Annotated in this window: 22 protein-coding genes and 4 pseudogenes; 10 read left to right on the forward strand and 16 right to left on the reverse strand. The window is 39.1% G+C overall.

Going from position 1 to position 23018, the window contains the following annotated elements; translation table 11 throughout:
• Nucleotides 1–3: 3 nt before the first annotated feature.
• Both P4S65_RS12130 and P4S65_RS12135 read right to left on the reverse strand, forming a co-directional pair.
• Nucleotides 4–266, reverse strand: a pseudogene (locus tag P4S65_RS12130) (PepSY domain-containing protein).
• A gap of 148 nt (nt 267–414) precedes the next feature.
• Nucleotides 415–717, reverse strand: coding sequence for a YciI family protein (locus P4S65_RS12135; RefSeq protein ID WP_033022975.1), 303 nt, complete (start codon nt 715–717; stop codon nt 415–417).
• A gap of 189 nt (nt 718–906) precedes the next feature.
• On the opposite strand from P4S65_RS12135, the gene P4S65_RS12140 reads away from it, so the two are divergent.
• Entirely contained in the window at nt 907–2331 is a 1425-nt protein-coding gene (locus P4S65_RS12140) for a sodium-dependent transporter (RefSeq protein ID WP_007375444.1), read from the forward strand.
• Between the two features lie 69 nt (nt 2332–2400).
• Here P4S65_RS12140 and P4S65_RS12145 read toward each other — a convergent pair.
• Together P4S65_RS12145 and P4S65_RS12150 are read right to left on the reverse strand one after the other, a co-directional pair.
• Nucleotides 2401–3040 (reverse strand): annotated as a pseudogene (locus tag P4S65_RS12145) (CPBP family intramembrane glutamic endopeptidase).
• Between the two features lie 66 nt (nt 3041–3106).
• Complete coding sequence (locus P4S65_RS12150; RefSeq protein ID WP_337120250.1) at nt 3107–3682, reverse strand: inner membrane-spanning protein YciB; 576 nt, start codon at nt 3680–3682, stop codon at nt 3107–3109.
• Between the two features lie 191 nt (nt 3683–3873).
• On the opposite strand from P4S65_RS12150, the gene P4S65_RS12155 reads away from it, so the two are divergent.
• Both P4S65_RS12155 and P4S65_RS12160 read left to right on the forward strand, forming a co-directional pair.
• A complete protein-coding gene (locus P4S65_RS12155; protein ID WP_077538106.1) occupies nt 3874–4143 on the forward strand; it encodes an HU family DNA-binding protein in 270 nt (89 codons plus the stop codon).
• A 381-nt stretch (nt 4144–4524) separates the two neighbouring features.
• Nucleotides 4525–5102: pseudogene (locus P4S65_RS12160) on the forward strand (type 1 glutamine amidotransferase domain-containing protein).
• 64 nt (nt 5103–5166) lie between these two features.
• Here the strand turns inward: P4S65_RS12160 and trpA are convergent.
• Genes trpA through P4S65_RS12190 form a run of 6 tightly spaced genes read right to left on the reverse strand, consistent with a single transcriptional unit; the run spans nt 5167 to nt 11755 of the window.
• Nucleotides 5167–5988 carry a tryptophan synthase subunit alpha gene (trpA, locus tag P4S65_RS12165; RefSeq protein WP_096792929.1) on the reverse strand — a complete coding sequence of 274 codons (822 nt, stop codon included), beginning with the start codon at nt 5986–5988 and terminating at the stop codon, nt 5167–5169.
• The gene (trpB, locus tag P4S65_RS12170) at nt 5985–7169 is read right to left on the reverse strand and encodes a tryptophan synthase subunit beta (RefSeq protein ID WP_096794100.1); all 1185 of its coding nucleotides are present in this window, start codon (nt 7167–7169) and stop codon (nt 5985–5987) included. The genes trpA and trpB overlap by 4 nt, the downstream gene beginning before the upstream one ends.
• A 7-nt stretch (nt 7170–7176) precedes the next feature.
• Nucleotides 7177–8541, reverse strand: coding sequence for a bifunctional indole-3-glycerol-phosphate synthase TrpC/phosphoribosylanthranilate isomerase TrpF (gene trpCF / locus P4S65_RS12175; protein ID WP_337120251.1), 1365 nt, complete (start codon nt 8539–8541; stop codon nt 7177–7179).
• On the reverse strand, nt 8534–9571 hold the full coding sequence (gene trpD, locus P4S65_RS12180; RefSeq protein ID WP_337120252.1) for an anthranilate phosphoribosyltransferase: 1038 nt from the start codon (nt 9569–9571) through the stop codon (nt 8534–8536). Before trpD ends, trpCF begins: the two co-directional genes overlap by 8 nt.
• An 11-nt stretch (nt 9572–9582) precedes the next feature.
• Nucleotides 9583–10185 (reverse strand): aminodeoxychorismate/anthranilate synthase component II, encoded by a 603-nt coding sequence (locus P4S65_RS12185; RefSeq protein WP_096792932.1) that lies wholly within the window; start codon nt 10183–10185, stop codon nt 9583–9585.
• 1 nt (nt 10186) lies between these two features.
• On the reverse strand, nt 10187–11755 hold the full coding sequence (locus P4S65_RS12190; protein ID WP_096792933.1) for an anthranilate synthase component 1: 1569 nt from the start codon (nt 11753–11755) through the stop codon (nt 10187–10189).
• Nucleotides 11756–12219: 464 nt separating this feature from the next.
• Between P4S65_RS12190 and rnm the strand changes: the two genes are divergently transcribed.
• From rnm to P4S65_RS12215, 5 genes are all read left to right on the forward strand, one after another.
• Nucleotides 12220–13074: an RNase RNM gene (gene rnm / locus P4S65_RS12195; protein WP_096792934.1), complete on the forward strand. Its 855-nt coding sequence runs from the start codon at nt 12220–12222 to the stop codon at nt 13072–13074.
• Entirely contained in the window at nt 13071–13691 is a 621-nt protein-coding gene (locus P4S65_RS12200; protein ID WP_007375432.1) for an L-threonylcarbamoyladenylate synthase, read from the forward strand. The genes rnm and P4S65_RS12200 overlap by 4 nt, the downstream gene beginning before the upstream one ends.
• 6 nt (nt 13692–13697) lie before the next feature.
• Nucleotides 13698–14534 (forward strand): segregation and condensation protein A, encoded by an 837-nt coding sequence (locus tag P4S65_RS12205; protein WP_008138354.1) that lies wholly within the window; start codon nt 13698–13700, stop codon nt 14532–14534.
• 145 nt (nt 14535–14679) lie between these two features.
• Nucleotides 14680–15231: a cytochrome b gene (locus P4S65_RS12210; protein WP_002961572.1), complete on the forward strand. Its 552-nt coding sequence runs from the start codon at nt 14680–14682 to the stop codon at nt 15229–15231.
• A gap of 1 nt (nt 15232) precedes the next feature.
• Complete coding sequence (locus P4S65_RS12215; RefSeq protein WP_008138356.1) at nt 15233–15808, forward strand: YceI family protein; 576 nt, start codon at nt 15233–15235, stop codon at nt 15806–15808.
• Nucleotides 15809–15875: 67 nt separating this feature from the next.
• Here the strand turns inward: P4S65_RS12215 and P4S65_RS12220 are convergent.
• Nucleotides 15876–16684 (reverse strand): annotated as a pseudogene (locus tag P4S65_RS12220) (hypothetical protein).
• A 160-nt stretch (nt 16685–16844) separates the two neighbouring features.
• On the reverse strand, nt 16845–17012 hold the full coding sequence (locus P4S65_RS12225; RefSeq protein WP_007375427.1) for a hypothetical protein: 168 nt from the start codon (nt 17010–17012) through the stop codon (nt 16845–16847).
• A gap of 366 nt (nt 17013–17378) precedes the next feature.
• Here P4S65_RS12225 and P4S65_RS12230 point away from each other — a divergent pair, with 366 nt between their 5' ends.
• Complete coding sequence (locus tag P4S65_RS12230; RefSeq protein WP_007375426.1) at nt 17379–17927, forward strand: hypothetical protein; 549 nt, start codon at nt 17379–17381, stop codon at nt 17925–17927.
• Here P4S65_RS12230 and P4S65_RS12235 read toward each other — a convergent pair.
• Nucleotides 17922–18725: a M61 family metallopeptidase gene (locus P4S65_RS12235; RefSeq protein ID WP_008138360.1), complete on the reverse strand. Its 804-nt coding sequence runs from the start codon at nt 18723–18725 to the stop codon at nt 17922–17924. The two genes, P4S65_RS12230 and P4S65_RS12235, sit on opposite strands and share 6 nt — an antisense overlap.
• Nucleotides 18726–18912: 187 nt before the next feature.
• Here P4S65_RS12235 and icd point away from each other — a divergent pair, with 187 nt between their 5' ends.
• The gene (gene icd, locus P4S65_RS12240; RefSeq protein ID WP_096792939.1) at nt 18913–20181 is read left to right on the forward strand and encodes an NADP-dependent isocitrate dehydrogenase; all 1269 of its coding nucleotides are present in this window, start codon (nt 18913–18915) and stop codon (nt 20179–20181) included.
• Between the two features lie 12 nt (nt 20182–20193).
• Here the strand turns inward: icd and P4S65_RS12245 are convergent, their stop codons facing one another.
• From P4S65_RS12245 to P4S65_RS12260, 3 genes are all read right to left on the reverse strand, one after another.
• Complete coding sequence (locus P4S65_RS12245; RefSeq protein ID WP_033028414.1) at nt 20194–20625, reverse strand: hypothetical protein; 432 nt, start codon at nt 20623–20625, stop codon at nt 20194–20196.
• Nucleotides 20626–21046: 421 nt separating this feature from the next.
• Complete coding sequence (locus P4S65_RS21930; protein WP_442961867.1) at nt 21047–21730, reverse strand: GNAT family N-acetyltransferase; 684 nt, start codon at nt 21728–21730, stop codon at nt 21047–21049.
• Between the two features lie 82 nt (nt 21731–21812).
• Nucleotides 21813–22760, reverse strand: a complete 948-nt coding sequence (locus P4S65_RS12260; RefSeq protein WP_337120253.1) for a LysR family transcriptional regulator — start codon at nt 22758–22760, stop codon at nt 21813–21815.
• Nucleotides 22761–23018: the final 258 nt, after the last annotated feature.

Consider the following 23018-nt stretch of genomic DNA (forward strand, 5'->3'; position numbering starts at 1 on the left):
CGGTTAATCCTTTTTTACTTCGCCAGTTTTTTTATTTATATGTAAATCGACGACATGGCCGTCAGATTTGAGTATTCGCACTGTATAAAAGTCAGTTTGTTCAGAAATCTTAAACGTTTTACCGTTAATGGTTTTTTTGCGAGTATTACAGCCTTCTTTTTGCTTACTTCAGCTTTAGCCGTTGGATTTGTGGCTGTTGTATTTACTTGAGAAAAGCTAGCAAAGCTAGTACAAGCAATAAAAGTAAGACTTAATAATATGCGCATGATAGAACCCCTAGACCAAACACACTTAGTTTAATTAACTAAGTTACTAAAATTCAAGTAAAAACACTAAATTAGCTTTTACTTTAACAATTTTAATTAAAAACCCGTGAACAAACCCTGAACTATGTTAATAAGCGATTATTTATAGTTAAGCAGGGAAAACTTTTTTAAATGGTTTAACAACAGTATTTTCATATACGCCTGCGGCAACATACGGATCAGCCGCAGCCCATTCACGCGCGGCTTCTATTGAATCAAACTCAGCCACAACGAGTGAACCGGTAAAACCAGCCTCTTGAGGATCTTCACTGTCAACTGCTGGAAAAGGACCTGCAGTAAATAAGCGATTTTGTGAATCAAGCTCATTAAGACGTTCCAAGTGTGCTGGGCGTGCTGCTTTTCTAAGCTCTAAGCTGTTTTCAACATCTGTTGAGTGAATCATGTACAACATAAGAAATCTCATAAAAATTGTTAAATTTGATTAACGCAATACTATCACAGCGTTGAAAATTGGTGAATTAAAAGCGTATTTAGGCAGGTTTACACTTCGATTTTATTTTTACACTGTATTTGCTTGAAAATATCTGTGTAACACTGGTAGAGTCGCTGAAATATACAAAATAATAAAAAGGTTTTATGCATGAGCGATAATAGAGAGCGATTTAGTTCCCGTCTCGGATTCATACTAGCGGCAGCAGGTTCTGCTGTGGGTATTGGTAATTTAGTTGGTTTTCCTGTTTCTGCTACCAAAAATGGTGGTGGCGCATTTTTATTAATTTATGCTTTATTTGTCGTATTCATTTGCTTACCTGTCATGATGGCTGAAATGGCAATGGGCCGTAATGCTCAAAAAGATCCACTCGGCTCGTACAAGTTGTTGGCAAACAATGACAAAAAGTGGAAGTTTGCAGGATTTTTAGCTGTGCTTACACCATTTATGATTGCAGTGTTTTACATGGTAATTACAGTGTGGATTTTCGGCTACTTAATGCAAACTGGTTTGGGGAATTTAGATTTACTCGCTGAACCTAGCCATTTTGGTGTTTTTATTAATAGCTACACTGTTTTTGGTTACATGGCGGTAGTGGTAATTATTGTTAACTTAATTTTATTAGGGGGTGTTAAGCAAGGCATAGAAAAAGCCGCTAAATTTCTGATGCCAGCACTTCTAGTCATGCTTCTTGCTTTAGTTATTTATGTATTAACACTTGATAATGCAATGGCAGGTGTTAAATATTATATTATCCCTGATTTTTCTAAAATGAGTGCAAGCGTACTTAATGGGGCGCTAAGCCAAGCATTTTTCTCGTTGTCGTTAGGTATGGGTATATTAATGACTTACGCGTCGTATATATCTAAAAAAGATGACATTGTAAGTAGTGCAAAAATGGTAGCAATTACTGACTCGTTAGTCGCCTTTGTCGCAGGTCTTATGGTGTTACCGGCTATATTTAGTTTTGATCCAAACACAGACCCATCAGCACTTTCTGATTCGTCAGTGTCGATGATTTTTGTGTACTTGCCGAAAATATTATTAGCACTGCAAAATGATATCGGATACGTAGGCGCATCAATTGTAGCATTCTCGTTTTTCTTGTTGGTATTTTTTGCTGCAATTACGTCATTGGTATCTATTGTTGAAGTACCGACAGCCACATTAAGCGACCGCAAAGGAATTAGCCGTAAAAAAGCATTGGGTATTTTAACACTTACAACTGGCGTGCTAACTATTTTATGTACTATGTCGTTTGGTATGATTGACAGCCTTACCTCGTTTACCAGTTATGGCGGTGTAAATAAGAGCTTTTTCGATATTATTGTTGATGTATTCTACGACACAATTTTACCGCTTAATGGCTTAATGGTGTGTTTGTTTGTAATGTACCGCTGGAAAAAAGCACGTTTAACACAAGAGCTAAGCTTAGGCTCGCCTAATTATGCTGGTAGCTTAATGGAAAAATACGTTAATTTTTCACTTTCAACGTTTATTCCAATTATTTTAGCGGTAATATTTATAAATACAGTCGCGACTAAGTTTTTTGCTCTAAAAATATTTGGCTTTTAAATACAGACCCAATTATATAAGCCGTACTTGTTGCGGCTTTTTTGTATGTAAATTTAAATAAAGGTTACTTTAATTAAATGCGCCTGAGTCGAGATAGCTGCCAATGCCAAGGGTAAACATCCAAAGCCCCCATAAGCTATGCTCAATAACGCACACAAAGGTTGAGCGGCTTTTTGCGTAGGTATAAGCAAACAGTAAGCCACCTAAAAATGCTAAGGCTACTGCAATCCAATTTGCATACACAATATGCGCCAACGCAAATACACTCGCACTAACTACAATACGCACTGCTTTTTTTGGCATGATGCGTTTATAACGATGAAAAAAATACGTTCTGAATATTAATTCTTGAGGAATAATCGACAGTATTGGGTAGAGCACCAACAGTAAAAGCCAATCATTAAACGAGTTACGGGGAAGGGTAAACCAGTTTCCCTGATGAATAATCCCGTAAAACATGCCTGAGAACAGCGCACCTAAAAAAGAAGCTAAACACACGCCTTTTAACAGCAGAAAATTGTCCAAGGCTTGTAAGCCTAAACCGTTTAAAATGGGGATCGCCTAGTAGCAACATACAACACACACTCATAAGTATAATAAGCGCAGGGATAAGCCAATTAGCTAAATGCTCGCGTAATCCAAAACCCAACAAGGGCAGCAATATAAAAATGAGGGTAAATTCAAACCAGCGGTATTGATTAGCGTTCAAGGTCGTCTCAACTTGCTTTTTTTAATAAGCTAGCAAGCTAAGACGACACTTTTATGACGAGGGGGCTTACTTTACAGGCTCTTCTTCATCAGGGAAGTATTTATATAAGGCGATAATAGTGGCAAAAATGCTTACAAAAGTAATACCCATTAAACCAAACACTTTAAAGTTAACCCAAAAGTCGAGCGAAAAATTATACGCAATATAAATGTTTAGTGCCGCTATACCAGCAGTTATAGCAACCCACATTAGGTTAAGCTTATCCCATAATGGTTCTGGGACAACAATGGTTTGCTTTGTATCATTAGCGTTTTCGAGGATTGAGCTAAGCGCTTTTTTAACGAGATTTTTATTAAGTACATAACGGCTAACAAGTAACGTTAAACTTAAACCTGCATATATCAGTGTTGCTTTCCATTTAATGTATTGCTCATCATGAAGTACCAGCGTTAACGTACCAAACACAGCCGCAATGCCAAAAAATATCCAATGGCGAGTAGGCACATTGCCATGTTTAAAGTAGCTATAAGCAACTTGAATAAGCGTAGTGGCCATTAATAAACCAGTAGCCCAGTAAATATCGACGAGTTTAAACACTGCAAAAAACAGTATGAGTGGAATGTATTCAATTAATGCGTGCATATACTACCTAAATTATACAAAAAAGAGTCAAAGGCTTTTTACCACATAAAGCTTAGCAACTACAAGGTTGACTTGTTGCCCTGTAACCCTTAGCCTGCGTGGCTTTATTACCAATTTGGTTTGGTATTTTTCATATCATCATATTCCCACGCTTAACCAACACTGATTTGGCGTGTATTTAGGAGCCTAAAATGAATAAAGCAGAACTCGTTGCTGCCATTGCACACAAAAGTGAATTAACAAAAAAAGATGCTCAAGCGGCACTTTCAAGCTTGCAAAAAGTCATTACTAAATCGCTTTCTGAGGGCGATCAAGTTCAAATTAATGGCTTTGGTACCTTTGCGCTAAGTTATTACCCAGCGCGTACTGGGCGTAACCCACAAACAGGGGCTGCAATTGAAATAGAAGGCGCAAATAAAGCGGTTTTTAAACCCGCGAAAGCGTTAAAAGATCTGCTTTAAATTTATTTAAGGTTTTAAACCTCGTATTGATAGATAAGTTACATGAGCGCGAAGTAAATTCGCACCTACGGGTATATGCTGTAGTTCAGGATTACACGTCGCGTTTAATGGCTTTAAATTACATGAGCGCGAAGTAAGCGCACCAATGTGGAAATATGTTGTAGGTGAGGTTTTACACCTCGCTTTTGGTGGTGTTAAATTACATGAGCTGGAAATAAAGTGGCACTTATGTACATTATTCATAATCTCTAAATAATTTACATGGTAGCATAACTCTATTTCAATTTACTCCTTTATTTTCAATTGCTTGTTATCGGCACGCATCGTGCTTTTTTAATTGTGTATTTTAAATATACCTTTTAAGAAAATAAGGAGATCTCAATGAGTACATTACAAACAAGCACACGTTTACAAGGCAAAAAAATTGCAATTTTAGCCACTGATGGATTTGAGCAAAGTGAGCTTTTATCTCCGCGCAGCGCATTACTTGATGCTGGTGCAAACATCGAAATAGTATCAATTAAAGAAGGCCAAATTACTGGCTGGGATGAAGACAAGTGGGGCGATAAAGTAACAGTAGATAAATTAGTTACAAATGCAGACCCTGCTGATTACGACGCGCTTATGCTTCCTGGTGGTTTATTTAATCCAGACAGTTTACGCCAAGATAAAGATGCTAAAGCATTTATTGATGGCTTTTTTGGCGCAGAAAAAACAAACCCGTTGCTGCTATTTGCCATGCGCCGTGGTTGTTAGCTGAAATTAATAAATTGCGCGACCGTACCATTACCTCTTTCCCTAGTATTAAAAGCGATTTAATTAATGCAGGTGCTAATTGGGTTGACCAAGAAGTATGTGTAGATAAAGGTTTAGTAACAAGCCGAAGCCCAGCTGATTTGGAAGCATTTAATGCTAAATTTATTGAAGAGATTTTAGAGGGTAAACACCAAGCTCACTAATTTGCTTTTCAAAAACAAAAAAGGGCATTTAAATGCCCTTTTTTAATGTGTAAATTTACACTTTTTATAATGCGGTTGCGGCTTTCATTTCACTAACAAATGCTTTTAACTGCGTTGTCATTGCGTCTAAATCGTTAAGGTTAGCTTCAATAATTTTAACTACAGCAGAGCCTGAAATAGCACCTGCTGCGCCTGCGTTAAGTGCGGCTTTTACATCATCTGGTGTTGAAATACCAAACCCTAAAAGAGCAGGAGCTGCATGGTATTCTTTTAATTTAGTGACAATATTACCCGCTGGCATTTGTGCTTTAGTATCGGTACCGGTAACACCAGCGCGCGATAGTAAATACGTATAACCACGACCGTAAGAGGCGCATTGGCGAAGTGTGTCGTCATCCGCATTAGGTGTTGCAATAAAAATTGGGTCTACACCGTTATCCATTGCCGATTTTCTAAATATTTTAGATTCATGCAGAGGCACGTCAGCCACTAAAATAGAGTCTACACCTACCGCTTTTGCATCTTTGTAAAATGCTTCTATGCCGCGCTTAAAAACAAGGTTTGAGTAAAGCAATAATCCAATTGGAATATCGGCGTTATACTCGCGTATCTCTTTAATAATATCAAAGCAATCTTGCGTGTTAATGTGCACATCAAGTGCGCGAATATTAGCTTTTTGAATTACAGGACCATCCGCAATCGGGTCCGAAAACGGAATACCAAGCTCAAGCGCATCAGCGCCGCCGTCAATTAGGCTTTTAATAATCGCAACACTTTGCTCTTTACCTGGGTCGCCAATTGTTACAAATGGTACAAACGCACCTTGTTTTTGCTCGTTAAGCGCTGCAAACATTTTGCCGTAACGATCCGTTTTTACTTGGCTCATAGCTGACCTCTTTCAGTTAGTACATTGTGAACGTGTGCTAAATCTTTATCGCCGCGACCACTTAAATTAATCACTAAAACGCTTTCCTCGGTTTGCTCTTCTGCGTACTTAAGCGCATAAGCTAACGCATGGCTTGATTCAAGCGCCGGAATGATCCCTTCGTTTTTAGCAAGTGATTGAAACGCATCAAGCGCTTCTGTATCGGTAATACCCACGTATTGAGCGCGACCAGTTTCGTGTAAAAATGCGTGCTGAGGACCAACCGCAGGGTAATCAAGACCCGCTGATACAGAGTAAGACTCTTCAATTTGGCCATCGTCGTTTTGCATAATATACGTATAAGTACCGTGTAATATGCCTTTGGTGCCTTTACAAATTGTTGCACCGTGCTCATTTGTATCAAGACCTTTACCAGCAGGCTCAACACCAATTAATTTAACGCCTGGTTCGTCAATAAAGTCAGTAAACATACCAATCGCGTTTGAACCACCACCAACACAAGCAATAACAGCGTCAGGTAAACGACCTTCTGCTTTAAGTACTTGTTGTTTGGCTTCTTCACCAATAATTTTTTGATACTCGCGTACAATTGTTGGGAATGGGTGTGGACCTGCAGCTGTACCTAGTAGGTAGTGCGCGTCTTGGTAATTTGCTGACCAGTCACGCAGCGCTTCATTTACTGCATCTTTTAATGTGCCAGAACCCGCTGTTACCGGAATAACCTCTGCGCCCATTAACTTCATTCTAAATACGTTAGGTTGCTGACGCTCAACGTCTTTTGCGCCCATATAAATTCGACATTTTAAACCCAGTAGTGCACATGCAAGCGCGGTTGCAACACCGTGTTGACCAGCACCGGTTTCAGCAATTACTTGTTTTTTACCCATGCGCTTTGTAAGTAACGCCTGGCCAAGTACTTGGTTGGTTTTATGTGCGCCGCCGTGTAGTAAGTCTTCACGCTTTAGATACAGTTTTACTTTTGGGTTTTTAACTAAATTGCGCGTTAAAGTAAGTGGGGTAGGACGACCCGCATACTCGTTTAATAATTTACTTAGCTCTGCCTGAAACTCAGGATCTTTTTGTGCTTTGTTAAATTCATTTTCTAACTGCTTAAGCGCAGGGACAAGTAACTCGGGTACAAACATACCGCCAAACTCGCCAAAATAAGCTGGATTTTGCATTTTAACCTCAATAATTTCTGATGCTTGTAAAAGCATTATGTAATTTGTTAGGGCACTTTTTACCCGCAGATTCTTCAACGCCTGAGTTTAAATCAAGGCCTAGGGCACCTTTAAAAAGCGCATCTTCAATATTGTCTGGATTTAAGCCTCCAGCGAGCATAAATGGTGTAGTTCCACCGCTAAGCACCGACCAATCAAATGCTTTACCTGTACCGCCAGCTTGTGTATCGCTGTGAGTATCGTAAAGGTGTCGATCAACCCCATTTACAGGCGTTGGCAATGCATCTTTTATTGCTTGAGCTTTCCAAATTTCGCAATTAGTTGGTAACTGTGTACGCAAGTCAGCAATGTAATCGTCACTTTCTTGACCATGTAATTGAACTGCCGCTAATTTTAGCACACTTGCGTATTGAGCAACTTGCTCAATGGGGGCATCTACAAATACACCAACAAAATTAAGTGGTGCGCTTTGGCTCAGCTCTCTTGCACAATCTAAATCGACATAGCGAGGCGATTTAGGATGAAAAATTAAACCGCCATAAACAGCACCGTTTTGATATGCCGCTTGTGCATCTCGGCTACGTGTTAAACCACATACTTTATTGTCACCTAAAATAACACGGCGACATGCTTGCTCTAAATCACGCTCGCCCATAAGTGAGCTGCCAATTAAAAAGCCATCGCATAGAGGAGCTAAACGTTTTACGTCATGATGGGTGTAAATACCCGATTCCGAAATAACCACTTTATCAGCCGGAATAAGCTTTCGTAGTTTTTCAGTAGTGGCTAAGTCGGTGCTTAAATCGCGTAAATCGCGGTTATTAATACCAATAATTTGTGCATCAAGCGCAAGTGCGCGGTGTACTTCTTCTTCATTACTTACTTCGGTTAACACCGACATATTAAGTGAATCGGCAACAGCATGCAGTGCTTTATAGCTTTCGTCATCGAGTACCGAAAGCATCAGTAATATAGCGTCACCACCATATATACGTGCCATATACACTTGGTACTCGTCTATAAAGAAGTCTTTACAGATAAGCGGTTGTTCTACTTGGCTGCGCACAAATTCAAGATAATCAAAACTGCCTTGAAAATATTTAGCATCAGTTAACACACTCATGCAGGTAGCATATTTTTTATAAACTGAAGTAATTTCAGTTAAATCAAAAGGCTCTCTAATTAACCCTTTTGAAGGCGATGCTTTTTTACACTCTAAAATAAACTGTGTGCCAGGTGCTGCAAGTGCTTTATAAAAGCTACGGCTTGTAGGCACCGCAAGGTGTTTAAAGCTTTCAAGCGGACGTGCGGCTTTACGCTCAATGAGTTCCAATTTTTTATCAGCAACAATTTTGTCTAATACATTAGCCATTACTTACCTCAATAATTGCATTTAGTGTGTTCATGGCTTGCCCTGAACTTAATAATGTTTGTACTTGTTTTGCTCCTTCTTTTAGCGTTGCTGCTTTACCTGTTAGGTATAAAAGGGCAGCTACGTTAACCACAATAGCAGCATTATGTGCATCTGTGCCTTTGCCTTGTAAGATGGCGAGGCTAGCATTTGCATTGTATTGTGGGCCTTCACCAGCGAGTTGTTCAAGTGAATAGTTTGCAAGGTCGAAGTCGCTTGGGTTTAGTGTGTACTGCGTAATCTCTCCATTATTTAGCTCAACTACCGTTGTTGGGCCGTGTAGGGCTATTTCGTCAGTGCCCGAGCCGTGAACAATCATAGCGCGCTTTGTGCCAAGGGTTTTAAGTGTTTGTGCCATTGGCATACACAAAGCTTCGTTATACACACCTAACAATTGCACTTCAGGTGCTGCAGGGTTAGCAAGCGGGCCTAAAATATTGAAAATAGTGCGTGTTTTAAGCGATGTGCGTACGCCCATCGCATGGCGTACGCCACTGTGATAGTGCGGTGCAAACAAAAAGGTAAAATTGGTTTGCTCAAGACATTTTGCTGCTTGCTCTGGGCTCATATCTATATTAATGCCCAAGGCTTTGAGTAAATCGGCTGAGCCTGAATTACTCGATACACTGCGATTACCATGTTTTACCATGTTAATACCAGCAGCAGCGGCAACAATTGCTGACGTTGTACTTATATTAATTGTGTTTGAGCCATCGCCACCAGTGCCACAGCTATCGGCAAGTTGCGTACTGCTGGTAGTAAAAGCAACAGCGTTTTCGCGCATTGAGGCTGCAGCACCTGCTATTTCATCGCTTACTTCGCCTTTAATTTTAAGGCTTATTAGTAGGGCGGTTAGCTCAATCTCGCTCATGTTACCTTGCATTATTTCATCAAACAGTGCTTTGGCGTCTGCGTAGCTTAATGATTGCCCTGTAATTAGTTGTTCAATAGCGTGTTGAACATTTATGGGTTGTTCTGGTTGTGTACTCATAATGTCCTCTTTTATTTGGCGCGTGTTAAGTAAGCGACACTTTGCTGAAGTAGCATTGCGCCGTTTGGCGTCAGTATTGATTCTGGATGAAACTGGTAACCCAATGCGTTGTCATCATGATGATAAATAGCCATTGGGATATCTTCGTACTGGGCAATAACCTTTATATTATCAGGCACTTTTGTTGCCATTAATGAATGGTAACGTGCTACAGGCATTGTATTGCCCATACCATCAAATACAGGGTGCTCGCCTAATTTAATAATTGAAGACTTACCATGTACGGTTTCACCCGCGTGACCGATTACTCCGCCATAGCTTTGTGTTAACGCTTGTTGGCCTAAACAAATGCCTAACATTGGGAAGTGGCCTTTAGAGAGCTCGATAAGCTCCATTAAACAGCCTGCATCGCTTGGTGTGCCAGGACCTGGGGAAAGTACTAAGAGTACTTGTCCTTGCTCTTGGCGCATTTTATTAAAAATAACCTCAGCGCTAATGTTGTTTCTGTAAACAACCAGTTCGCAGCCAAGCATCGTAAGCTCATCAACAAGGTTATATGTAAATGAGTCAAAGTTATCTAAAAAATAGATTTTAATAGGATTCGTTTTACTCATTTTATACCGCCTTATACGTAGATTTTATGGCGGTGATAACCGCTTGTGCTTTAGCGCGAGTTTCGTTTGCTTCTGAAATAGGATCAGAGTCAAACACTACACCGGCACCTGCTTGCACGTAGGCTTTGTTATTTTTAACAAAAGCTGAGCGAATAACAATACAGCTATCCATTGCGCCATCACCGGTTAAGTAACCTACTGCGCCGCCATAGCTGCCACGGCGCTTACCTTCAGTTTGACGAACAAGCTCAGCAGCACGAACCTTTGGTGCACCAACAAGCGTGCCCATGTTCATACACGCTTGGTAAGCATGCAATGCATCAAGCTCGGGTTTTAGTGTGCCAACAACGCGTGACACTAAATGCATTACTTGTGAATAGCGGTCTACTTTTAATAGCTCTTTGGCAAAACGAGTACCTGCAACACTAATGCGGGCTACGTCGTTACGCGCTAAATCAACGAGCATTAAATGCTCGGCGCGCTCTTTTTGATCGTTTCTTAGTTCCAACTCAATGCGGCTGTCTAGGTCTGGGTTTATTTGCCCGTTAGTAAATTTGCCGCGCGCTCGAGTACCAGCAATTGGGTATACTTCTACTTGCTGATTACTTACGTCGTACTTAAGGGCCGACTCAGGAGACGCGCCAAATAAAGCAAAGTCTTCATCGCGCATATAAAACATGTAAGGGCTTGGGTTTTGCTTTTTAAGCTGGCTATACGCATGTAAAGAATCAGGGCAAGGTAGTGAAAATGTACGCGACGGCACTACCTGAAAAATATCACCATCTACAATGTTCTTCTTAAGCTTAACAACTTGCTCGCAGTAAGTGTCATCGTCTATATCAACGCTTACCTCACATTCGCCACTTTGCATTTCCGCACTAAATTCTGCTGCGTTATCGCAAAGTGTATTTAATCGTTCTAACTCTTTACCTACTTCAAAGCAGTTAGCGTGTACGTCTGGGCCATTAAATACATTACCAATGAGCTCAGTTGTTTGCTTTTGATGATCAATAAGAACTAAGGTTTCGGCTAAGTAAAATACGTAATCTGGGCAGGTGTTTTCGCCATCAGGTACATCACTTAATTGCTCAAAGTTTGCCACCATATCGTAAGCAAATACGCCGCCTAAAAATACCGAAAATGGATTGTTGGTTGTGCTTTTAATACTGTTGATACACGTACGTAGTGCGCTAAATGCGTTATCAGCAACGAGCTTGCTCGCTTCGTCAGTATCGCCGCTAGTGTCTAAATAACAAAGGGTAAGTGTTTCGCCGTCTAAAGTGGCATCACAGCTTTTAACATTTGCCTGCAAGTAGCTAAGTAGTTGTTGCCCATTATTAGATTGAGCATTAATAGTGACTGTTTTATCTTGGCATACGATGCGCAGTGCACAGTCGACTAAAATTAAACTTTTTACACTGTCTTTAGAATCAATCTCAGCCGATTCAAGCAGTAGTGAGTTAGGCTTATCAAGTGCCGCGTATAATGCAAGAGGGCTACTAATATAGTCGCGTACTTGCGTAATGCTTGTTACTTCGCCTGGTGTGGTAGTTATATGACTAAAAATCAAACCTCATTCCCTCAAAAAATTAAACCCCGCAGTGCTTTTGCAATGCGGGGTTTGAATAACGATATCTAAATTACAAACAGATCATTACCGTCCCGCTATATCAGGCGCCACCACCAACGATGTGTAAGAGTAAGACCGTTATTCATGTTTTTCTGCCTCAAAATTTATTAAATATTGTTAACGTATATGTTTCGTAAAATTTAGTTATAAAAAAACCCGCATAGTTGCGGGTTTTGAATTTTTGCTAGACACGACAATTCATCACCCGAAAATTACGAGTGCCACCACCAAATAGTGTTTAAGTTTGAATTGATCATTATTGTTAATTCTTAATGTGTCTGAAAGTGGCTACAGTAAAACGTATCTTATGCTTTTGTGTCAAGTGTTTATTTAAAACAATTTAGTCAAAAAAGTTGTTATACTTACATAAACACCAGTAACCCTTAATTTTAAGCAGTTTTCTTTTGATAAAATACGATTTACATAGCCATACTACACATTCAGACGGGCGTTTAACGGTTGAAGAATTATTGCATCGCGCTGTTGATAAAAATATTGATGTGTTTGCTATTACCGATCATGACACTGTGGCGGCTATTAAGCCTGCTCAGCAATTTATTGAAGCAGAAAACTTACCGCTTTCATTAATAACGGGTACCGAAGTGTCTACCAAATGGGAAAGCTTCGAAATTCATATTGTAGGTTTAAATATTGATATTAATAATATTGACCTTACCTCTTTATTATCGGCTCAGCAGCAAAAGCGAGAAGAGCGTGCACTAGAAATTGGCGCACGCCTTGCAAAAAATGGTTTTAATGGCATTTACGAGCAAGCTAAAGAGCTGGCAAAAGACGCGCAAATTACGCGCGCACATTTTGCACGTGCCCTTATTGAGCGCGGTGTAGCTAAAAATTTCCCGGGTGTTTTTAAAAAGTACTTAGGGCGCGGCAAAACAGGCTACGTACCTAGTTGCTGGTGCACCATGCAAACCGCTGTAGAGGCAATACATGCCGCTGGTGGTGTTGCTGTACTTGCTCACCCAAGTAGCTATCAAATGTCAAACAAGTGGCTACGCAAATTATTAGTAGAATTTAAAAGTGTAGGAGGAGACGCAATGGAAGTTGCACAACCTCAACAGGCGCCAAGCGAACGTCAATTTTTAGGTGAACTCAGCCGTGAGTACGAACTACTTTGCTCGCAAGGGTCTGATTTTCATTTTCCGACAAGCTATTTAGAGCTTGGCAAAAATTTATACTTACCGAAAGACTGCCAAGGTGTTTGGCAAGTTTGGGAAGGACAAGAAGGGGCATTAACATGAGTCAATTATTCCATATTCATCCTGATAACCCGCAACCAAGACTGATTAGTCAAGCCGTTGATATTATTAAACAAGGCGGCGTTGTTGTTTACCCAACAGATTCGGGCTATGCCATTGGCTGTAACATTGGTAATAAGCAAGCCAAAGAGCGCATAGAGCGTATTCGTGGTATTGAAAAAAACGATAATTTTACGCTAGTTTGCCGTGATTTATCGGAGCTATCTACTTATGCACGTGTAGATAACCAGCTATTTAGATTAATTAAAAATAATACGCCAGGGCCTTATACCTTTATTTTTAAAGGCACAAAAGAAGTCCCTAAGCGTTTATTAAACGACAAGAAAAAAACCATTGGCATGCGTGTAATTGAACATCCAATTGCTTGTGCGTTACTTGCCGAACTTGGCGAGCCGCTAATGTCGTGTTCTTTAATTTTACCAGGGCAACAATTTACAGAATCAGATCCTGATGAAATATTAGAGCGATTAGATAAGCACGTTGATTTAATTATTCACGGTGGTTACTTGCCAGAGCAAGCAACCACAGTAATCGATTTGTCAGAAGATGAAGTTCAAATATTACGTGTTGGCTGTGGTGATACAAGCCCGTTTGAGTAATAACAAGTGAGCGAAAATACTGCTGATACAAAAAGTAGTGAAAAGCCAGTGCAGCAAAAGCTGCCACTGGCTTTTTTGCATGGTAAAGCGGTTGTAGATAAACCCGAAGACTTATATATTCCGCCCGATGCGCTCGAAATAATATTAGAAACCTTTGAAGGCCCGCTCGATTTACTGCTTTATTTAATTAAAAAGCATAAGCTTGATGTGCTCGACCTTTCTATTTTTAGTATTACAGAGCAGTATGTAAGTTACGTTGAAATGATGACCGAGTTTCAACTCGAACTTGCCGGTGAATATTTAGTTATGGCCGCGTTACTTGCACAAATTAAGTCGCGCTTATTACTTCCTGTACACGAAGAGCTTGAAGAGGAAGAAGACCCTCGCGCTGAGCTTATTAAACGTCTACAAGAATATGAGTTATTTAAAAAAGCCGCCGAAAACCTCGATGATATCCCCCGTGTTGGGCGTGATATTTTTATAGCGCATGCCGCTATGCCAATAAATGAAGACACAAGTCAAAACCTCCCCGATATTGAACTTAAAGACTTAATGCTGGCGCTGAGTGATGTAATGGCGCGAGCAAAAACGTTTGAACATCATCAAATTACTGCCGAAGTACTCTCAACCCGAGAGAGAATGAGCCAAATATTACAACAGCTATCGAAAGCAAATTCAGCAGTGGTGTTTAATGCGCTTTTTACGCCTGATGAAGGGCGTAGTGGTGTGGTAGTTAGTTTTATAGCCATGCTTGAACTCATTAAAGAAGGACTTGTTACTTGTTTGCAAGTAAGCCCAGAGAGCTTAATTTATGTCAGCTTGAGCGAGCAATCCACTCTATAAACTTATCTGTTTAATCCTCAACTTCTAAAACTGACTTTAATTATCAAAGTTCTGTGCGTATACGCACGTAAAGTGTTTGTAAATGTTATTTTCATTTAAGGCTATGCACTATATTGTAACGTCATAGCATTATAGGACGTTACACATGTTTAAAAATACACCTTCATCTTACGGACTTGTCGCCATTATTTTACATTGGCTCATGGCGTTGACTATTTTTGGCCTGTTTGGTTTAGGTTTATATATGGTTGAGCTTACTTATTACGATAGCTGGTATAAAGGCTCGCTCGATTTACATAAAAGCATTGGTATTACGCTTGTCGCCGTATTTTTATTTAGAATTTTATGGCGTGCTTTATCTACACAACCTAAACCATTAGGTGAAAGTAAAGGCATGAACCAATTAGCACATACTGCGCATATTGCTATGTATATTATTTTGGCTGTTATTGTTGTTGCAGGGTATTTAATATCAACCGCAGACGGGCGTCCAATAGAAGTATTTACTTTATTTAATGTATCAGCGCTTGATTTTGCCTTTGATGACCAAGCCGATATTGCAGGAAAAGTACACTATTACGGCGCGTGCACATTAATCGGGTTTGCAGTATTGCATGCACTAGGGGCGTTAAAACATCACTTTATCGATAAAGATAAAACCTTAATTAGAATGATCAAACCATTAAAGGATGATTAAAATGAAAAAATTATTAGTAAGCACAGCCGTTTCGGCTGCAATGATGTTATCGGTAACAACTGCTAATGCAGCCGACTACGTAATTGACACAAAGGGTGCTCATGCATTTGTAAACTTTAAAATTAAACATTTAGGTTACAGCTGGTTACATGGCCGTTTTAATACCTTTGATGGTAAATTTAACTACGATGCTAAAAACCCTAATGCGTCGCAAATTATGGTTAATATAGATACAACAAGCCTTGATTCTAATCATGCCGAGCGCGATAAACACCTTCGTGGTAAAGAGTTTTTAAATGTTGATAAATACCCAACAGCGACGTTTAAAAGCACCAGTATTAAATTTGAAGACGATTCAGGTCAAGTAACAGGTGATTTTACGCTGCATGGTGTAACCAAAACCATTACTTTTGAAATTGATAAAGTGGGTGAAGGTAAAGATCCATGGGGTGGTTACCGTGTAGGCTTTGAAGGTGAAACAAGCCTTAAGCTTACCGACTACGGTATTGATTACAATTTAGGGCCAGCCTCTACCCATGTAGATATAGGTTTATTTATTGAAGGTATTCGTCAGTAATATATAAAATACTTAATTATAAACAATAAACAGCGTCATTTTTAATGGCGTTTTTTTCTATAAATACTTATTTTTTTATACGCTCTTGCAATAAAGGCCTTAAATGCTCTGGCAACCAGCGCATTAGCACATCATTATAAGCTGGTGTTTTTTTATTACTTTGAGCTGCTCATTAAGCATTGCTATATCTTTTGCACCTTGCTCATTTTTAGTGCAACCAATAAAGCCATAACTTAACGCAGGGGATTCGATTAACGGTCGTTGTGTTAAATTTTTATCAAAATTCATTAATTTAGCTAAATAATAATGTTCGCTTGGGTAACCCAATAAAATATCAATCCGTTTTAAATTAAGCATATAAGTAAGGCTCGCTAAGCTGTCGCGAGTAGGTCTTATTACTAAATCTATATCGGGAGTTGTGTTTATAACCGAATCTATCTCTTTTCCATAAGAACGACTCATTGATATGCCGAGTGTTAGCTTTTTATCACGTATTAAATCTAATAATGACACTTCAGACGCATCAGGCAATTCAAGTGCGTCTGCAAGCTTGCTATGCATAGCAACAGAAGGTGATAGGCCTGTAGTTGAGCTTTCGTCTGTAAAGTAAATATGCTTTTTTCGGTAATCATTTTTATAAAGAGATAATGCGCAAGTATTATTGGACGTATTTGATAGCTCTTGGATTACTTTTCCCGAAGGGATGATAATTTGATTAAAGGTAATAGCGGGTAGTTGTTTTTCAAGTAGGGATATAATGCTTTCATCGCGGCCTTGGTGTTGATATTGGCCATTTAAAATGTAGTACGGTGCAAAGTCGTGCGTTAACCAATTAATGGTTTTAGCATTACTTACAGGGCTTACAAAACAAAACATTAAAAAAAGTATACATAAACGGAGCATTACAGCAGTTGCCAATAATTATTATTGTAAAACTATTGTAACCATTAAAGGGCTAAAAAGTAAAATGCCAGCAACGAGGCTGGCAAAATATATTTTCAATAATCACAATAATAAAAAGCAATTAAAGTTTTGTTTAACTAGCTTTTAGCCATTTAACAAATTGGCGTGCATCACTCGCTTTTTGAAATAATGCATTTTTTAAACCTTGTGTATCACTAAAGATTACACGATGTTTGTTTACTGAAATTGATTGCACTGGATGTGCAATTTGGATCATAGACCCATTATATTTATAAGACATAATAAAACTCACTTTATTCTTGTTATTTATTCTGCGCTATATTTTATAGCTTCGTGCAGTCAATAAATAAACGATGTTGTGTTTAGCTTCATTACAGTGTTGACGATCTTTATGACACTTTTGCGATGATAATAAAATTCATCTCGGTATTATTTAAGGGGTTCTCGCCGTACAATAACTTAGCTTTCAAATATACGTTTTGCGGGGCTTACTGGATCAGGGTAAATGGTTAACCGCGGCGGTTTCTTTAAACCAGAGAGGGAAGGTAACTTATATGTATATTATGTGCAAGCTATTTTTTTATTTATTTATAATACATTTTATCAACTGCCTATGGCCTCCAATTTTATTTACTAAAGGATAAGTATGAATTACCTAATTGCGAGCGATATTTTTGGTTTAACACCTGCTTTTACGCAGTTTACAGAGGGGTTTGACACTAAGGTAACGGTTATTGATCCTTATGATAATGAGTTACAACCTATTGATAGTGAAGAATATAACTACAATAAATTCATACAGAAATGCGGGCATGATAAATACACCGACAAACTTCAAAAATGTTTTGCGCATTTGCAAGCACCAACAACTTGTATCGCATTTAGCGCAGGGGCAAGTGCAGCATGGCGCGCACAGTTATTAACAGGCAATACACACCTTAAAAAGTTAATAGGGTTCTACCCATCACAAATTCGTAATTATTTAGCATTAGATGCAAACGTACCCTGTGAGTTTATTTTTCCTAAACATGAGGTACATTTTAATGTTGATGAAGTGATAGCCATTTTAAATAATAAGTCCGCAGTAAAGTGTAATAAAACAAACTACCTACATGGTTTTATGAACGAGCACTCAGTCAATTTTAATGAGCAAGCGTATAACTATTTTAGCCATTACTTAAAAGTAGCGTTATAGCTGATTAATTTGCGCTTTTGTAATATTAGGAAAGTCAGTGCGATTATTGTATTGTGCGTATAGAGTAGAAAAAACACTGCTTCTAGATTGTTTATCAAGCTCTTTTATAAACATTTTAGCATTAGAGCGTGCTGGCCTACAGCATAATTGATACGCCTTTATAACACTTGCCAAAGTTTGCCCTTGTTTTTGCAATGCTAGATCTGCTTGGGCAAAAAAAGCTGCGCCTGTCCAGTAAACACGTTGCTGAGCACGTTGTTTCCACATATCGGCAGAGAGCTTATTAAGTGGCTGTGTTTTAGTTTTGGTTTGCAGGCGGGCACGATCAAACCCTGCATTTAAGCGTTGTACAAACTGCGGCTGGGTGATTATACCGCTGTCACGCATTATTACGTTTTGCATATAACTGGCAAAACCCTCGCTTAGCCAAAAACCGGAGTAGGGAAATAGCGGCAAATATAAATGTGAAAGTTCATGGTATAGCGTCCAATCTTTAGTGAATGCTTTTAAACTGGCGTAACGATCTATATGTAGTTCTAGCCCATCGGGATTATTTCGCTTTACAGTAGCCCAAGGTACTGGCTCAAAAGCAAAATATTGCGGTTTTAAATAAATAGGTAAGGTACTTTGTTTTAGAGGCCCTAACGTATTTTGTGTTTTTTCAACACTTTGATTCACCCAAGTAGACACCGTCCTTTGACCACTACTTGAGAGTGAATTGAGGTTGTGTATTACTACCTCAACGGCTAACGTTTTAAACGAGTTGATTGATAGTAGCAATATAAAAAAGAGTTTCATTAAAGTGTTCCACTGTAATTTAATAGCTAATACGATAAGGCTAATTAAACAAGACCAACCCATGACGTAAATAGTCACAGTTAATTTGTTATTTTTTTAAATGATAGTAACTATAAAAGTACAAATACAGACACGCCTTAATTAGCATGCTTTAATCATATTTATAGAACCTTTGTAGGTGTTAGCAATGCAGTACCAACATATAAATGTGCCAACGCAAGGTCAAAATATCACGATAGACCAATACGGACAGTGGCAAATTCCGTTAGAACCTATCATTGCTTATATTGATGGCGATGGCGTGGGTTTAGATATCATGCCGGTAATGCGCCACGTTGTTGATAGTGCAATTGAACATTGCTACAAAAACGCTCGAAAAATACATTGGATGCAGGTTTATAACGGCGAGCAAGCCGCAAAACTGTATGACGGTGACTGGTTTCCACAAGAAACAATTAACGCAGTACGCGCCTGTAAAATTGCCATAAAAGGGCCGTTAACAACGCCGCTGGGTGGTGGCTTTCGCTCACTCAATGTAGCCCTCAGGCAAGAAATGGATTTATTTGTAAATATGCGCACTATAAAAGGCTTTAGTGCACTCCCTTCTCCTTTAAAAAATCCTTTTTTAACAAACATAACCGTGCTGCGCGACAGCAGCGAGGATGTGTATTCAGGTATTGAATGGCAAGCAGGCAGTGTAGAAAGCGAAAAAATGCTCGACTTTTTATGCGAAGAAATGGGGGTAACGCGCTTAAGGTTTACACAAGAGTGCGGTATTGGCATTAAAAATATATCCAAAGAAGGCTCTGAACGACTAATGCGCTTTGCAATTAAGTATGCACTTAAAAACGATAGTGAATCCTTAACACTAGTGCACAAAGGCAATGTACTTAAATTTACCGACGGGGCATTTAAGCGTTGGGGGTTTGCACTTGCAAAAAGCGAGTTTAATGCCACCGCACATGAAAATGGGCGTTGGCTGCAAATAGAGCGAGGACACCAAGCGCCCTTAATTATTAAAGAAGTCATAGCTGACAACATGCTGCAACAATGTTTAATGCATCCAGAGCAATTTGATGTAGTGGTGACGACTAACCAAAACGGCGACTTTTTAGCGGATATGCTAAGCGCACAAGTTGGTGGTGTTGGCATAATGCCCGCAGCTAATTTAAATAATGATGTTGCATTTTTTGAGCCCACACACGGCACGTTTGAACGTATAGCAGGGCAAAATAAAGCAAACCCAAGTAGCAGTATTTTAAGTGCGGTATTAATGCTTAAATTTATGGGATGGGACGAGGCCGCATTACTGATAGAAAGTGCGTTAGAGCAAACATTTAAAAGTGGTGAAGTAACCTTTGATTTAGCGCAAGAGCAGAGCGATAACTCAAGTATTCATAACTCGACAACCTTAACTTGTACTGGCTTTGCAAAGAAGGTTATCGAGCACTTTTAAACACATTCATTATTAAGCTGCTGAGGCAGTTTTTACTCTGTGCATACAAGGGCGGTTGGTTAACTGCGCTGCACGATGGTAAATATCATGTGCTTGAGGTTCATCGCACTGTGTACCGCTAAGCGTATCCATTAGTGCGACAACAATAATTGCAGGAACCTGGCAGCAATATTCATCTAAAACAGCTTCTGTCGTTTGCGCATCAACATGGCAAAGCGGGTGGTTTTTAAGTTGGTATGCGTTTAATAATGTATCTACTTCTAATACATCATCTGGTTGGTGCTTTGTTTTACGACATTTACAACCAAACTCATCAACTAAAGTAGCTAATGCTTGGTAAGTTTCAGTGGTGTTAGCTTTTGTGCATAACTGCTCTTCAATAAACTGATGTAAATTAGCATCAATAAATAACCCGTCTTGTTGTGTGAAGCTTGATGTTGTCATAATTATTACTCTTAGTTTGTTGGCTTAACTTCACTCTAGCGCTAAGTGTATTATTAATAAAATTGTTGTTTTCAATAACTGATATTGATTTTATCAATAGTGAATTTTAAAACTAAATAAAATAGAAAACATACCTAAATTATACTAATTAATTTGGTGCAGAGCGGTAAAAACGTGCACAAAACTGGAACAAGGGGATTAGTTGATGAGTTAAGGTTGATGCTTAGTTAATTGTTTTTATTGAATTTTAATTATTTTATGAAGTTGGTACTAAGCTTGCTAATCTTACACTGTAGGTAGACTCCTATATCGACGATTTCCAAAAGCGCCATGGTATTTTCCCAAAGTTGAATACCACGGCGCTTTTTTATTTTCTAGTGTATTTTATTTAGCCATAATAATTGCAATAATAGTAGTAATGTTAAATTTTGATAAAGTAGGGAATAGCCACTAAAATAGCGCCTACAATCAACAGCATGCTAACACTAGTCATAAAATACGGAAATACCAATAGCGATAAACCAATACAAAGCGGTACTACGGCTTTTTCTTCGCCCGTAAGTAAGGTAGCCATACCTATGCCTCCAAACAAAACACTCCACGCAATTATTGATGCACTATCCATTTGTAAATTACCTATTTTGAAATACTGATTTAAATTACGACCGACATAGCCAGCTTTTTCAATACCATGTGAAGGAGTCCATCTTTTAAATTCCACGAAGCCATGCTTTTTATATAGATTTATTGCAGGAGTATTAGCAACCGCAGTCTCCACTATTGCATGAGAAAAATCATCCATTGCTAAAACATAACTTATTAGCTTACTTGCGATACCTTTTTTAAAATGACTAGGATCAACGGTTAAACTACAAATATCTAAATACTCGTTGTTTGTATCTACTTCAATAACGGCTGCTAAACATTCATTTTCGCTGTAGCCATAAAAGGTTGTTTCTGATTTTTTTATACCTTTAATATTACGCGCTAAAGGAGGAAAGTTATGCGCGCCGATCAGTTTAGCCTCTATAGCATAGGACTTTTGAAAGACAGCAAAAACTATATTTGCAGTATCGTTATTCTTATTATTAAGTTTGTTTATCATTATATTCTTCTAATGAAAGTAAAGCTTGGACAGTATGCGCGATAGTAAAATACCTGGTGTTTGATGTGATGAAAATAATAATTTATCTATCTGCAATCGTTTTAGCAAACGCTAATAACTCACGCCTTAACCATTGGTGCGCCGGTGCATGGTGCAGCAGTGGGCTCCATATCATCTTTACCTCAATAGGCACTATTTGGAATGGCACAGGGCTGATTACTAAATCAGTATGAAAGGTTAATAACTTAGCTTGCCTGCGCGGTAGGGTGGCAATAAGTTGCTCTGATTGGCAAAGCAGGCTTGCGACCATGTAGTGGCGAGTAAAAACACGTATTTTACGGGTTTGTTCTAGTTGCCAAAGCGCTTCATCTACCCAGCCTAATTTTTGCTTTCCTGATTTATTAGTAACAGCGGCTTCAGGCCCCCAGCCGGCACGGTTTACCCAAATATGTTCTTTTTGTAAGTAATCGTCTAACCCTGATTGTTGTAAAAATGTATTTTTAGGATGCGTTAAACAACAGTAGTTATCTCGCCATACACTGGCTTGATGAAACGAGCGTGGCAGGCCATTAAAGCGATTTATTGCTAAATCTATAGTGCCTTTTTCCATATCTTGTAGGTTTACGTCGCTTGGACTTAATACATCAAAATTAATACCGGGGTTTTTACTAAGCTGCGCCGTTATAAAAGGGGCTATTAGGGTCGACTCTATGTAGTCGTTTGCCATTATTCTAAACGTAACTTCAGCCGTTGTAGGGTTAAATTGCTCACTAGGCTGCGTAATTGCTTCGGCCATTTTTAATAGGGCCTCAACTTCAGGCTTTAATGCAAGTGCCTTTGCCGTTGGCGTCATAGAGCCTGCAGCACGCACAAGTAGCGGGTCGTCAAATAAATCGCGCAAACGTTTTAGCGCATTACTCATAGCCGGTTGCGTAAGCGCGAGTTTATTGGCAGCTTTCGACACACTTTTTTCATCGATGAGTACATTTAAGTAAACGAGAAGGTTAAGATCGACGTTTCTTATATTCATATGGGCGTGTTGGCCTTTCAGGGTTGAAATTTGTTCAATCTAGAGGCGATTTAATCGCGGCGCGAGGTTTGCCACCTAGTGGGCTAAGTAAAAATCGAGCAAAGCTTCCGCGTCTTGCTCACGCCCCTTACCTACATCCATGTAGGCAACAAAGAGTTAATCGTCCCTAGAAAGAACCCTATGGGCAGTGTGTATTTGGCCTTTACGCGGCTGCAAAATTAACCTCGAAAGGTCAATACGCCCAATAAATTCTATTTA

This window comes from Pseudoalteromonas sp. B131b, assembly GCF_037162545.1.
GTDB classification, from domain to species: domain Bacteria; phylum Pseudomonadota; class Gammaproteobacteria; order Enterobacterales; family Alteromonadaceae; genus Pseudoalteromonas; species Pseudoalteromonas fuliginea.